Origin of the sequence: Pseudoalteromonas sp. OF5H-5 (assembly GCF_021530695.1) — a bacterium.
Classification (GTDB): domain Bacteria; phylum Pseudomonadota; class Gammaproteobacteria; order Enterobacterales; family Alteromonadaceae; genus Pseudoalteromonas.
Genome location: NZ_JAKGBF010000025.1, coordinates 1 through 14904 on the forward strand (window position 1 = coordinate 1; position 14904 = coordinate 14904).

At 41.8% G+C, this 14904-nt stretch carries 9 protein-coding genes; 2 read left to right on the forward strand and 7 right to left on the reverse strand.

Annotated elements, in window-relative coordinates; translation table 11 throughout:
• A partial coding sequence (locus L1271_RS22720) for an alpha/beta fold hydrolase (RefSeq protein ID WP_235368862.1) occupies positions 1–1036 on the forward strand: 1036 nt, incomplete at its 5' end.
• A 652-nt stretch (positions 1037–1688) separates the two neighbouring features.
• Here L1271_RS22720 and L1271_RS22725 read toward each other — a convergent pair.
• From L1271_RS22725 to L1271_RS22750, 6 genes are all read right to left on the reverse strand, one after another.
• Positions 1689–4145 carry an ABC transporter permease gene (locus L1271_RS22725; protein WP_235368863.1) on the reverse strand — a complete coding sequence of 819 codons (2457 nt, stop codon included), beginning with the start codon at positions 4143–4145 and terminating at the stop codon, positions 1689–1691.
• Positions 4146–4238: 93 nt separating this feature from the next.
• Entirely contained in the window at positions 4239–4964 is a 726-nt protein-coding gene (locus L1271_RS22730; protein ID WP_010607883.1) for an ABC transporter ATP-binding protein, read from the reverse strand.
• Positions 4965–4983: 19 nt separating this feature from the next.
• A complete protein-coding gene (locus tag L1271_RS22735) occupies positions 4984–6237 on the reverse strand; it encodes an HlyD family secretion protein (RefSeq protein ID WP_235368864.1) in 1254 nt (417 codons plus the stop codon).
• Between the two features lie 348 nt (positions 6238–6585).
• Complete coding sequence (locus L1271_RS22740; protein WP_010607885.1) at positions 6586–7881, reverse strand: sensor histidine kinase; 1296 nt, start codon at positions 7879–7881, stop codon at positions 6586–6588.
• Positions 7868–9229, reverse strand: a complete 1362-nt coding sequence (locus tag L1271_RS22745; protein WP_102055873.1) for a sigma-54-dependent transcriptional regulator — start codon at positions 9227–9229, stop codon at positions 7868–7870. The genes L1271_RS22740 and L1271_RS22745 overlap by 14 nt, the downstream gene beginning before the upstream one ends.
• 45 nt (positions 9230–9274) lie before the next feature.
• Complete coding sequence (locus L1271_RS22750) at positions 9275–11719, reverse strand: ABC transporter permease (RefSeq protein WP_227387609.1); 2445 nt, start codon at positions 11717–11719, stop codon at positions 9275–9277.
• 387 nt (positions 11720–12106) lie between these two features.
• On the opposite strand from L1271_RS22750, the gene typA reads away from it, so the two are divergent.
• Positions 12107–13927: a translational GTPase TypA gene (gene typA / locus L1271_RS22755; protein WP_095728606.1), complete on the forward strand. Its 1821-nt coding sequence runs from the start codon at positions 12107–12109 to the stop codon at positions 13925–13927.
• A gap of 97 nt (positions 13928–14024) precedes the next feature.
• Here the strand turns inward: typA and L1271_RS22760 are convergent, their stop codons facing one another.
• Positions 14025–14873 carry a CZB domain-containing protein gene (locus L1271_RS22760; RefSeq protein ID WP_010607888.1) on the reverse strand — a complete coding sequence of 283 codons (849 nt, stop codon included), beginning with the start codon at positions 14871–14873 and terminating at the stop codon, positions 14025–14027.
• Positions 14874–14904 lie beyond the last annotated feature (31 nt).

The following is a 14904-nucleotide window of genomic DNA, read 5'->3' on the forward strand; positions in this document are numbered from 1 at the left end:
ATTGACGGCAAATGGCAAGGTGGATAGACGGGCATTGCCAAGTGCAGATGTGGGTTGTTTGCAAGGGGAATATGTAAGCCCTGAAGGTGATATTGAGCAACAGTTAGCCGGTATTTGGGCACAGCTTTTGGGTATAAAAGCTGCTGATATCAGTGCAACGGCGAACTTCTTTACTCTGGGTGGGCATTCGTTGTTATTGGTAAAACTTTGCAATCAGATCCAAGCTCAGTTAGCTGTTTCTGTGTCTTTTCCAGATTTGTATACTGCACTCTCACTGAGAGAGCAAGCCAACGCAATTCAGAGTAAAAACATAGCAGATAGTAATCACAATTCGCCTTTAGTATTTTTAAACAAAAGTGCAAGTGAAGATAAGTCTGAGTTTTTGGTTGTTGCGATTCCTGGGGTGTTGTCAACACCGAATGATTTTAGGTCTTTCGCTCAGACTCTTGATACACACGGAGTACCATGTATCAGTATTCACCATCCCGGTGTATTCGATGATTGTGAGTCAGTTACTACGATCAAATCACATGGACAGTATATCTTTGACAGCATTAGGCCACAGTTTAAGAATAAACAGATCGTTTTAGTTGGGCATTCTTATGGTGGAGCTCTGGCCCAAGAGGTTGCAGAGTGTATGAGCAGTATTGAGAATCAAATATCGCTTGTTTTGCTGGATAGTTATTTTGCGCAGAGTTCATACAGGATGGATATGGACTCTAGATTAGAAAATATAGCAACGTGGACACAATCACTTAAAGATACAGAGCTTGTTAATAAGTTGAATGGGTTGGCTAAGTGGCAGTCGGAAGCGTTTTTCTCGTATAGCCCTGATCAGATCTGGGACAAAGAGGTGCTAATGATGTTCGCGGAGGGCTCATCGATCGAGTCATGCAATTATATTGAACTATCAAAGCAGTGGTTTAGTGGTCCTGTAACAGTTGAAATGGTACCGGGAGGTCATAAATCCATGCTGGAAAGTCCTAACGTTGAGCAAGTCAGTCATGGCTTGTTACGTTATCTAGGTATTCAATAACTACTAGACGTAGATGAATCAGTTGTAGAAATGAGCTGGGCTCCATACTGTTATGGGGCCCATTTTTATTTATCGGTCTAACATCAATCACGCTAATTCTCCAACTAATTGGAACGAAAATACGATATCTCCACGCTTAAAAAAGTTCATTTATTTAACCTCGGGGTAAGAAGTAAGTTAATCCACTAAATCACTAAGTTCAAAAGCGTAATATCACTCTAGCCAGAAGTTATTTCTTAAATGCAAGGCAAATTTGTGCGTCAAAAGCTGGCCTATTGCAAGAAAATTTAACGCAGTAGTAAGGGATAACAGCTGCTAGAGAACAAGTTGTTATCCCAAGCTCAGGTTATTTAATGTAATCAACACTTGTACAAGCTAAAACTGGCACAGCATAATTATTCGATGTAGGCCTAACAGCAAGGTAAAGATACTAATCAATGGCATTGATGCGAGAGGCCATCACACTGCGCTTAATTCATCAATTTTCGTATAAGTTGCTTGACTGCAAATTCTGCGTTCTGGCTAAAATTCACTTAGGTGGATTACATCTCGTAGCGTGTTAATTAATAGCTTTTTTAGAATGTTTATTGAGGGAAAGCAGAACTCGGAATAATAGTTTCTCAATCCGAGTTCTGGGTGCTTAGATGGGCAGTTATTGATCTCGTAGGGAATAAATTGCCGGTCTTCTGATAATCCCCCAAACAGCAAGTGTGGATGTAAACGCAGTTACTGCAATAATAGTAACTATTGGTAATATTAATCCTGTTGTTGAAAGAGCGAATGTGAAACGGGTTGAAGTTATCCACACTGCAACGCCTGAAACTATGATTGCAGCTCCAATTAGCGCGAGTATGATGACCTTAAAGTTCTCTAAGATCACACCTTTCACAATAGTAAGTGGTGACGCTCCAATAGCCATACGAACCCCGAGTTCAAATTTTCTCATGCTAATTCCATAACTTAATACGCCATATATACCAATCACGGCGATTGAAAGTGTCACTATTGCCAAAGCTAGAGATGCCCAACTAGCGATGTAATGAAGCGCAAGAGAATTTGCTAATTGTGATTCAAGTGGTTGAATATCCGAGACTCGCCACGTGGGTGTGGTCTTCGCGATAATACTATTTATAAATTGGGGAGTAAGCTGCTGGTTTGAATCTACTTTTATGATAAAAGAAGGAGCGTAACGCTCGATATTATCTACAGCCCACATTTTGGCTGAGTTATTTTGTTCCGGTAGGTTTAGATCTTCGGTGACGGCAATAATTTCATATTGAATTGTACGGCGTCCATTTAACCAGTAATAACGCTCACCAACTACATCGCCACCCGGCTTTAACTTATTGGCAAACTCTTTATTTACAATGAGGTAAGGAGAGCGATTATACACGTCTTCTCGAGTAAAATTGCGACCTTGGAGAATGTCTAACTGTAACGTTGGTATATACGCTTCATCAATTAAGTTGCCAGAGACAGAATACTGATTCTCAAACCCAGAGTCTGGGCTTAAGAAAGTACTAATACCAAACTCGACAGGCGTACCTGTAGTTAAGCTTGCAGATACAACTCTAGGGTTGGCTCTTATCTCGCTTACAATATCAAGTAGTTGTTGTCTTCTCGTACTATAATATGAATCTCTTTCAGCGCGACTTGGCCTTGGTTCGAAAAGCTGATTCAATTCCACTTGGTAACGATCTTTACTTACGAAATTGGGAGCCTGGCTTAGCAATGACCATGAGTTTATAAAGATTTGAAAGCAAGAAATCAGTAATAAACTAGCAAGAAAGATCTGACTGAAAATTAGTGCTGAACGGGTACTCGATTTCACTTGGATGCTGGTACCTTTACCACTACTTTGTATTTGAGAGTTTAGTTTACTGAAGTTAATTTTGGCACTGATAAGCCAAGCACCTAGCCAAGCTAATAATGCTGAAAGAGTTAAACAAAATATGACTGACGGCACATTAGTTGTTAGGCGTGCAACACTAGGTAAGCTGTCTGTTGCAATTAATTTTAATAGGTAATAGCACAGCTCCGATACACCCAATGCTAAAATTGCTGATAAGAGAGTTAATGTCGCAAGCTCAATGAAAATGCCTCGAACGATCTGTTTTCGTTGAGCGCCTAAAGCCGCTTTTATGGACATAGTCCGCTGCTGATTTACTGCTCTTGCGAGCACTAAATTGGCGATATTGGCACAAGCGATTAGCGTCAAACAAAATGCACCAACTAATAACCAAATTGTTCTTGATGCACTGTCGCCATGGATTTTTTCTTTTAATGGTTTTAGCTCAAAAGTGATAGTCATATCATTAAAAAATGAACGACCTGCAGTTTCTGCTTTAAAACGCCCGTTATATTTATTTGTCAGTTGGTGATTCAGCTTCGCGATATCTTCATCCGCTAAAATTTTAGTTAAAATGTGTCTGTTTGGGCCTGTCAATCCCCATTGCTGAGCATCTCGTCGATAGGATGGAAGGTAATCCCATGGAAGCCAAATACTTGTTAGTCTGCCTGGAGTATATAGCTCTGGCTCAGGTGTATTCTCTGAAAGTACGCCAATAATTCTGAAGTTAACTTGATCTATCTGGAACGTTTTTCCCAAAACCTGTGGATCTGCGCCAAAGTACGTTTGCCAAGAGTGGTAAGAAAGCACCGCTACAGGTGATATACTATCGATACCTTCTTCATCAGAAAAACCACGACCAAGCTCGTAATTGAAACCCAAAAGGGGCATAAACTCTGGAGTGGTGTAAGCAACATTCACCCGAGGGGTATCGGCACGGCTTCGTATTACTTCTTCACCATAGGCAAAAAGTGCAGTTTGAATGTGATCTGATTTTTCGTTTTTATACGCCTCGACCAAAATTGGCATTGGGGTGTAGTCTTCAAATTCAATTTTATCTTTTATGTAGTGGTTTGTCTTAGAGACATATAATTTCTCACTATCATGGTATGGCAGGGGGGCTGCGAGAATCTGGAAGTTTAAGTTGAACATGGCAATAAGCGTGCCCAAAGTAATTCCAAGAGTTATAATTATAGTAAGGGTAAATATTTTTGCTTTGCTAAGAGAGTATAAGCATGATTGGATCTCTTGTTTCAACATGTTGAGCTCCTCACCGGCTGTGTGACGAGCAAAATTGGCAATTCGAAGTGCGGTTCGTACATTTTAAGCTTCCTTGTGTATTCTTATGGTTATTTAGCTAGCCAACGGCTCCGAATGCTTTTCAGTGCTCTGTTCTTGAGGAGTTAAAATCTTGCCATCTAATAGGTGCAGCTTTCGTGTTGCCATATCTGCATACCTAGGATCATGTGTAACCATGCACAATGTGGTGCCTTCTAAATTTAGCGCTTTGAGCATATCCATCACGGCATCACCGTTCTTTGAGTCAAGGTTACCAGTCGGCTCATCTACAAGCAGTAACGCAGGGTTGCCAACCAAAGCGCGGGCTATAGCAATACGTTGTTGCTGTCCGCCTGAAAGTTGATTAGGGCGGTGGCTAGCTCTATGGCCCATGTCTACTTTTGTAAGGCAGCTGGTAACCGCTTGTGTGATCTCAACCTCGGTCATTGGCTCTTTGCGATAACGCAATGGAAGTGCAATATTTTCAAATACGGTCAGTTCATCTATCAGATTAAATGATTGAAATATAAAGCCAACCTTTTGGTTCCGTATATGTGCAGCTTCACTCAAGCTTAATTTACTTACTTCTATTCCCTCAACCTGATAACTTCCATCTGTAGGCGTATCTAGTAACCCCAATATGGAAAGGAGAGTTGATTTACCACAACCTGATGGACCGCATATTGAGACGAAATCACCCTTATATATTTCGAGGTCTATTCCTCTCAGCGCGTGCGTTTCCATTTCCTCTGTGCTAAACACCTTAGTGATGCCTGACATTTTCAATATTGCTTCTTTCATAGTTTGTTATCCTATTAAATTACTGAATTATTCTTATTTTCTGCGCTGTTTTGAAAGAGGTGGTATCGGAGAGAATAACTTGTTGGTCTAAGCCAATACCTTCCTCTATTTGAATATAGTTGCCAGCGTCAATACCGAATGAAACAGATGTTGAGTTGGCATACTCTCCTGCACTATCTAAAACGAAAATAGATTGTTGGCTGTGGGGGTGAGTATTACTAGGGCGCTCGACGTATAACACGTCCTGTAATGAATGTGTCATGATTGTTGCGTCCACGTTGAGTTCTGGTCTTGCAGATTCTGGTACGGCATCGTTGAAGGTGAGCTCGACTTCGATTGTCCCTTCCTGTACTTGAGGGCTGATCCTAGTAACAGTTGCTTGCACTTTCTCACGTCTAGTGTTTACAACCGCAGGTTGACCCACTCGTATTTGCTCGGCTTTAGATTGTGAAACACGAACAAGTGCTTGAAGATCTGCGCTACTACCTACTTGCGCTAGCTCTTGGCCAGCCACAACACTTTGCCCTAGTTCTACAGCCAATCGTTGTAAAACACCTTCAGTTCCAGCGCGAACGGTGAGCTTAGCTTCTCTTTCTATAAGTCGTGCGAGAATGGAATTAGCTTGATTTATTAATTCCTGTGAAATAGTTAAGTCTTCTTTATGCAGTAACTTTAACTGCTCTATACGCTGATGTTGTAACTTTACACGTTCAGCAAGCTGCCTTTCTTCAAGTTCTGCGGTTTTTACCTCAATTGCAGGTACAACTCCCTGATCTCTGAGCTCCTGCTGTGCTTCGCGGCGCATAGCTAGAGACTGATGCTCACTTTTTAATTCCGCTAACGTCGCAGCTTCCATGAGAAGCTCTCGTTGGTTTGCGAGTTTTTGTCGGCGGAAGTTGGCTTTTTGTCTGTTTAATTCCATTTCTGCGCTGGCTAGCTGCTGCGTCAGGTCTGGATCCTGCATCTTTAAAATAATGGTGTCAGGTAGTACTTCACCGCCGGGGCGCACTAATATTTCATTTACTGTTGCGGGGTCTTGTGCGGTAATTAGTTTTTGCTTATTTGAGCGAAGTACACCATAGCCTGTCACTTCAACGTCAAGGTTACCGCGCTGTACATTGCCAATGATAATTGAATGCCTTTCAAGCTTAGTACTGGTCTGATCTGAAAGTTTCCCCATCATGAACCAAATAGATACAAGTACCACAGGAATGCTTATGAGTATAAACAGTTTACGTAATGGCTTAGCTTGTTTCTTTTTTATTACATCCACCTTTAGTTGCCTTTTTTATCGGATTGATAACTTGATGTAAGCAAACAGTGTGCCATTTGTATCTTGTTGTTTTGTTTGTTGTTTTATTTTTATTTGGATAAGTAAAGTCCGGTTCTGGACTATGCGGATGAGTAAATCGGACCAGCAATTTGTGGAACAAGAATGGCGCTATTTATTATGAAATGAGGCATGGCATAACTGTTTTTCTGCCTTGACCTCCATACTGCGTTATCGCTTATTTATGGGGAACAACCACACTACATAGGCTCAGTCTTGCCTAAATACCACACAGGCTGCTGCAAATTTAACCTTGAAAGGCCAACAGACCCTAATTTTCCGATGTTTAGATTAACTAAGTGGTACTGGAATGAGCACTTGGCAAAGAGCTCCAGGCCTATCAGAGCGGTTGGTTAAGCTGATGGATCCGGACATATGCTCAACGAAGTAACGACTGATATAGAGCCCGATACCTTCGCCCTTTTGTTTTGTAGAATAAAATGGAACAAAAAGGTTATCGCTATTAGCTACACCGCTTCCTTCATCTAAAACTTCAAAAACAGCGGTATTGTTGGTGGTATACAACCGAAGTGTTATTTTTGAGTCTCTCGGGCTAGCTTCTATGGCATTTTTAACAATATTAATAATCACTTGTTTAAACAGGGTTGGATCAACGTGAAAGTAAACGGGAGAAAGCTCTACTTGCCACTGTTGGTCTGGAAACATACCTTGTACCATTTTTATGAGATCAGTGCCCGATAGGCGCTGGATCGTCACTGTTATTGGTTGGTTTAATTGTGTGTACTTTTGAATAAAGTCCTGTAAGTGAAAACAGCGCTCTAAGACAATATCGAAAGCTTGGCTATCTCTAGGATCGTTGATGCGTGTTTGCAACCTTTCTAATAAGGCAGTTACTGGTGTAAGTGAGTTACGTATTTCATGGCTAATGACACGAATCAAGCGTTGCCAAGCCTGTAGCTCTTGATTTCGCAATGCATGTTGTATATCTATACAAATAACGAGATGATAAGTGTGTTCTTGGTTTGTAAATGTACTGTGTCTAACTTGCCAGCGCTTGTTGAGTCCAAGGTCAACAAAGTGCCACTGTGGCGTATTACTTAGCCCAAGCGATTCAGGGCGACTATAGCGTAAAGTTTGCCATGGTTTTTGGAATAATTGGTAGCACTCTTCATTGCCAAAACAAAGTTGCATGCGTTGATCAAAGATCAGTATGGGGGTATTCAACACACTGATAAGCTCAGCGACCAAAAACGATTGGACATCTTCATCCGTTTTTTCACTTTGCAACATGTCAGAGAGCGCATTCAGTTGGTTGTGCAATTGCGCGACAACACCCGAAGAAAATGTGGGCTTAGCTCTTAGGCTAAAATCACGTTTTAACCATGCTTCGACTTGATAACCGCAGCGTTCAAAAGACAATTTACAACGATTGTAGAGCTGTCTTACCAGCAAGCCTTGACACAGAATAAAAATGACAATTATTAGTAGTGAATATAAAGTTATGGATGCCGAAATGTGCACGTCTAAGTGCCAACTCAAAACGCAAATGCCTACAATTTCAAGTACTACCAGCAGTAAAAACTTTACTACAAAATACCGAGCTAACGGTTCTTTAGTTAAGCTCATATTTCTCAAGGCGTCGGTAGAGTGCTTGTTTAGTAATACCCAGTAATTCAGCCGCTTGTTGTTTATTTCCTGCCGTATTATTCAAAGCCTGTGTGATTAATTGTTGTTCCGCTTGTTCTAATGTGATCAGAGGTAATGCTTCTGAATGATTTTGTGTAAGCTGCGATGGTGTGCTCATATGTAATTGCTCCGGCCCTATTTCATCTGTTTGAGCTAATAGAACTGCTCGCTCTAGTAAGTGCCCCAGCTCTCTAGTATTTCCTGGCCAGTCATAAAGTTTTAATTGATTGAGTGCTGCGGGAGTGAGGCTACATTCATTTTTCCCGTATCGGTTACCGTGGGTTTTTATAAAATGCTCTGCCAATAATTCAATATCCTCAGGCCGCGTTCTCAATGGAGGAATTTCTATGGTAAAAGTATTGATTCTATAGAAGAGATCTTGGCGAAACTCAGCTTGTGATATTAGCTGTTCAAGCTTTGCATTGGTGGCACTAATTAGCCTTACATTAGCCACTTCAGTAGTGCTTGAGCCGACAGGTTCATATTCTCTGGATTCTAATACCCGAAGTAACTTGCTTTGTTGCGCTAGAGGCAGGGTACCAATCTCATCTAAAAACAAAGTACCAAGATTCGCGAGTTTAAATCGTCCTGCACGGTCTGATTTAGCATCCGTAAATGCACCTTTTGTATGTCCAAAAAGCTCGCTCTCAAAGAGTTGCTCTGGGATTGTCGCCATATTGACAGAAATAAACGGATGCGTTGAACGGTGTGAGTGCTGATGGATCCACTGGGCTATAAGGCTCTTACCTACACCATTTTCCCCAGTCAGTAGAATATTAGCATCAGTAGGGGCCATCACTTCAAGCTGCTCCATGAGCTGCTTCATTGTTTTACTACGCCAAAGTACGGGTTTAGCATCTCCAGCTAGCGCGTGCTGAAGCCCTTGATTTTTATTAGTTAAATCACTGAGCTGTAGCTGATACCGGATTACTTGTTCGAAACGTTGATTTTTCCATGGCTTTTCTAAGAAATCAGCAGCGCCTAATTGCATAGCTTGCACAACAAGCTCTGTATGTGACCAGGCTGTCATTGCTACAATAGGTGTCGTATTGCCAAGCTGCTGCTGCTGTCTTAAAAACTTTAAACCCTCCTGCCCCGATGTTGAATCTAGTTCAAAGTTCATATCGAGCAAGATTAACTTAGGCTTATTCTGTGCTAGAAAAGTTAGTGCTTGTACTGGATTTTCAACTTCCTCGACAGCTAAGCCTAAATCTTCTAATACAAATCGTGCGGCCAACCTAACTTCTCTATTATCTTCTACTAGCAATATTAGTGGTTTAACGCTCACAGCAAGCTTCCTTGATTTATTATTATCATACCATCAACAGCCGCATTACTCTCCGCGAAGCGAGTGTAATGCTGGGCGGGTAATAATACTTTTTAAGGATAGTAGCGCAACACCAACGACTAGAATAACGACTAAAGTGAAAGAAACTAACCAATGGATAGCGCTATTTATTGTAACAGGTACAAGCGTATCCTGAAGCATCGAAATACTCAATAATACCAAGATTGAGGTGCATACGGCAGCTAGAATAGGTCGTAAATTATCCTTTAACACGAGTGAAAATATGGCAATAGGTGTTGCGCCTAATGACATTCTGACACCTAGCTCAAAGCGTCGTAATGCCATATTGTATTTACATACACCATAGATACCAAGCGCAGCGAGTGCAAGTGCAATCACAGAAAGTGTTAAGGTGAAGATACTGATTACACGTTCTTGCTGTAAATGTGCCGCTAGAAGCTCAGTTGTAGATTGGAAGTTGTAAACGCGCATCTGAGGGTGAATACGTGTTAATACTTGATTGATTTCCGCTCTGCTAATTGTAGAGTGAGGCTTGGTTTGAATTAAAATGAATGGGTAACCTGTCGGTATTGCTGGTGTAAAAACTCTCGCGATGTGCAGCTGTTTAGGAAGATAGATATCATCAACGACACCCACCACTTCTAAACTTTCATGACTATTACGTGGGTATAATTTTGCACCTAGTACTTGTCCCTGTTCTTTCAGTCGTTTAGCGAGTGTTTGATTTACAATAACGACAGGATCACTATTAATGGCTTCTTTCATGGTAAAGGATCTCCCACTGGTAAGTTTAGCACCAAAGGTGTCGAAGTAAGTTGACGTACCAGTCGTGCGTTGATACTCAAAAGCATTCTTTTCTATTCCCGGTTCAAGTTGCATCTGGCGGTCAGAAAAACCAGGCAACCAGTAGGAAATTGGCGGGTAACCCCCAATACCAGCTGTTGCGACGTGGGGTAGCTTCGCCAATGAGTCAACGGCAGATAGGAGTAATTGTTGACGCTCTTCCCGACTCATTTGTTCTAATAGAGTGCCTAAGTTAAGCGCGACTTGATAGGTATTTTGTTCCCTAATCCCTGTATCACGTTGTAAGTTTTGCCAGCTTGTTTGGAATATCCCAATGCAAATAGTGAGGAGTGAAAGACAGATAAATAACTGAAACGAGATTAGTAAAGTGCGAGTCGTTGCGGAGATTTGAACGCTGGTTCCTTTACCACTACTTTGCAGTTGCTGAACAATATGGCGGTAGTTAAGTTGCCGGCTTACTATCCAAGAAAGGAGTAAGCACACCGTAATACTGACTAAGAAGGCAAATGCAATAGTATGCATCTCTAGATTAAGTTCTTGTAGGCGTGCTAATGGGCCAGCTACTCCTGACTTTAGCAGCTCGATGATCCCTTCGGCAATGAACAGCGACAATGCTGCGGCTGTTATAAACAGCAGTCCTAGCTCTATTGCAATATGCAAAAATAGGTGATTTGGTTTTGCACCCAAAGCGGCCTGAATAGCAAAGCTCTTTTGTTGCTCTGCTGCACGTGATAGCACTAAACTACAAATATTACTCAATGCTATTAACAGCAATACAAGGCTCCCTAACAACATCATAATACTCACTTGCGATGCTTCACCGATAATACGATGTTTAACGGGGATAAATTTGAGATGTACTTTACTGTTGGCAAATGCTTGTTCACCAGCAGTTTGTTGTTGTAGTTGTTCGTTGAGCCAGTTTTCAAGAGACAGCTTTGCGCGACGTGCATGTTGCACATCATGTAACTTTAGCAATTGATATGTCTGGATATTATTCCTTTGCCATGTCGGAGCTGGTGAATCATTGTAGTCATAGCTAATCCATACATCAGTATACCAGTTGGGTGTTGATAATACGGGTTCAATAAATTGCTTATCAGTAACACCTACTATTTTAAAACTAACGCCTTTGAATACGAGCGTTTTATCTAAAATATCAGGGTTACCACCGAAGTAACGCTTCCATACTTGGTATGAAACGATTGCAACGGGTTGCTGACTACCGACCCCTTCATCAGCACTAAAGTAGCGCCCCAATGCCAGTGGCGCATTGAGTAATGGCATAAACTCAGGGGTAATAGCACCGATGTTAAATGTAGGACTGCTCGGTAAACTTTGTTCAACATCAATACTAATATTCTGAATGGCCATGATTTCGATATCAGAGAATTGTGTTTGTTTGTTATATGCCTCTAAACTCCCCGCATGAGGAATAAAGTTGCTCTGTTTCACCTCATTATGGTCATCAACTAATTCACCACGCATTAGCATTAGGCGTTCAGAATCAGGATAGGGAAGCGGAGCTGCGAGAAGTTGATAATTTAGATTATACATTGATACCAATGCGCCTAGCGTCATTGCTAGAGTGAGCGTGATTGTTAACGCATAACTAATGTGGCATTGAAGTCTTTGCCAGGCCATTTTAATAGAATGTATTACCATTTTTACCCCAAATCCGCTCACGATATCCGTCTGTATTCTGTAACAGACATGTCACTCAAATAGAACAAGGTCAGCAACGCGTATGCCAGAATTTATCTTTTTGATAAATATAGAATTTACATTTTTATTGCAATCATTTAGTCCATTATCGGACGATAAAAGACCATAAATGGACTGTGACTGCGCTTAGACTGTGGTGATCCGATACTCTGCCATTGATTTATGAGTTTCTGATGAGGATTATTGAAAAAAATGTTGGATAAACTTTCATCTGTCACATTAATAGTAGATAATACGCGACCTTTAATTCTCAATCGGGCAATCTCAACGCGCATTTTTGCGTAGATCGACTAGGATCACTGAGGGCCAACTTCACTGAGTAATAATATGAGCATCGAAAAGTTAAGAAATATCGCGATTATCGCGCACGTAGACCACGGTAAAACAACGCTTGTAGACAAGCTACTTGAGCAATCAGGTACACTACAGCAGCGCGGTGGTAATGAAGAGCGAGTGATGGACTCAAACGATCTTGAAAGAGAGCGTGGTATCACCATCCTTGCAAAAAATACCGCAATCAAGTGGAACGACTACCGTATCAATATCGTAGATACTCCAGGACACGCCGACTTCGGTGGTGAAGTAGAACGTGTTCTTTCGATGGCTGACTCAGTATTACTACTAGTTGACGCGCAAGAAGGTCCGATGCCACAAACGCGTTTCGTAACGCAAAAGGCGTTTGCTCAGGGTCTTAAGCCAATTGTTGTAATCAACAAAATTGACAAGCCGGGCGCTCGTCCTGATTGGGTAATGGACCAAGTTTTCGACCTATTTGATAATTTAGGTGCAACTGACGAACAGCTAGACTTTAAAGTGATCTACGCATCAGCAATCAACGGTTGGGCAACACTTGATCTTGATGAACCGTCTGACAACATGGAACCAATGTTCCAAGCTATCGTAGACGAAGTTGAAGCGCCTAACGCGGATCCTGAAGGTCCGTTCCAGATGCAAATTTCTCAGCTTGATTACAACTCATATGTTGGTGTTATCGGTGTTGGTCGTATCAAGCGTGGTTCAGTTAAACCTAACCAACAAGTGACTATTGTCGGTGCTGATGGTAAGACACGTAATGGTAAAGTTGGCCAGGTACTTGGTTATTTAGGCCTTGACCGTCACGAAGTTGAGCAAGCAACGGCTGGTGATATTATCGCAATTACAGGTCTTGGTGAGCTGAAAATCTCTGACACTATCTGTTGTCAGAATAATGTCGAAGCACTACCACCATTGTCTGTTGATGAACCGACAGTAACAATGACTTTCTCTGTGAACACGTCTCCATTCTCAGGCCAAGAAGGTAAATACGTAACCTCACGTAACATTCTTGAGCGTCTAGAAGCTGAGCTTGTGCACAACGTTGCACTACGTGTTGAAGAAACAGATAACCCAGATAGCTTCCGTGTATCTGGTCGTGGTGAACTTCACTTAGGTATTCTTATCGAGAACATGCGTCGTGAAGGCTACGAGATTGCAGTATCTCGTCCAGAAGTAATCTTGCGCCATGTTGATGGTCAGCTGGAAGAACCGTACGAAACAGTGACTATTGACTGTCAAGAAGAACACCAAGGCTCTATCATGGAACAGCTTGGTCTGCGTAAAGCGGAAATGACTGACATGTCTCCTGACGGCAAAGGTCGTGTACGCATGGACTTCATGATGCCTGCGCGTGGTCTAATCGGATTCCAAACTGAATTTATGACGTTAACATCTGGCTCTGGTTTGATGTACCACACGTTCTCACATTACGGCCCACACAAAGGCGGTAACATCGGTCAGCGTAAAAATGGTGTACTAATCGCTAACGCAGCAGGTAAAGCGCTAACAAACGCACTATTCAACCTACAAGAGCGTGGTCGCCTATTTATTGGTCACGGTGTTGAAGTGTACGAAGGTATGGTTATTGGTATTCACAGCCGTGATAACGACCTAACGGTAAACGCGCTTAAAGGTAAGCAGTTAACAAACGTACGTGCATCTGGTACTGATGAAGCACAAAACCTTGTGCCACCTGTTGTTATGTCTTTAGAGCAAGCGCTTGAGTTCATCGATGACGACGAGCTAGTAGAAGTAACGCCTGAAAGCATCCGTATTCGTAAGAAATTACTGACTGAAAGCGAGCGTAAACGCGCTAGCCGCCAAGCTAAGTAACCTGAGCTTGGGATAACAAGTTATCTCGAAGCAGGCTACTTAGAATACAAAAAACGCCGCAATTTTGCGGCGTTTTTTTGTGCTCCATTTGCTGAATCTAAAACAAGCCGTACTCTTCTGTTTCTTCTGGCTCATAATTTTGTAAATGTTCTGGGCGGAAAATGGCGCTAGGGTCAATCAATACGCTGTGACGTTTTCCCATCTTGACCAAACCCTTCATCAACTTTTTGGTTTGCGCATCGATTTCAAAACCAATACTGGTCATTTCCTGTAGTGATTTAATATCGCTTTCGTCACAGTGAACGTTATCTTCTACCTTATCGACAAGCAAACCGATATGCGGACTTTGGCCATCTTGAGTGGTAAAGACGATGATAGGTTTATGGTCAAGCATGATCTGATCACGGGCTGATTCAAACAATCGTATGAGTTTATTAAAAGTGGTGCTCTTTTCACGAGCGAGAGTATCTATGGCTTCTTGTTTATGTCCCTGTGCGCACATCACTAATAGTTTATCCGCTAATGAATGTAGTTTTGCATGTGGTTCTTCGAAGCGACTCAGTAGTGCTTTAAGATCGTCATTTTCAGTTTTGAAGCCGTAATACCACTGTCCAAAAGCACATTGCTTTGGATCTTTGGCTTTAGTGAAGGGGACATCGTTAAAAATGCTTGCTTCGAGTGCGACAAGCCATTCTTTATGATCTTGCTCTCGCTGCTGTAGCATGCTGACCAATTCTTGATTGGTCTCATAGGAAGAGCGTTTGTTCAATATGATCCCTAAATCAAAAATAGGGGTCGGTACGCCCATGTAATCTTTGACGCCCAAGAAGCTGGGGTTGTCATTGGGTAAATCCGTTAAATTTTCTTCGTAGCGTTCAGTTAATAGAATATCGAGGATTTGCAGTGATATTGTTTTTTTCCCGACGCGAAAGTTAATTAAATCCATGTCAGCCTCGCATATGGTCAGTATCAACTAA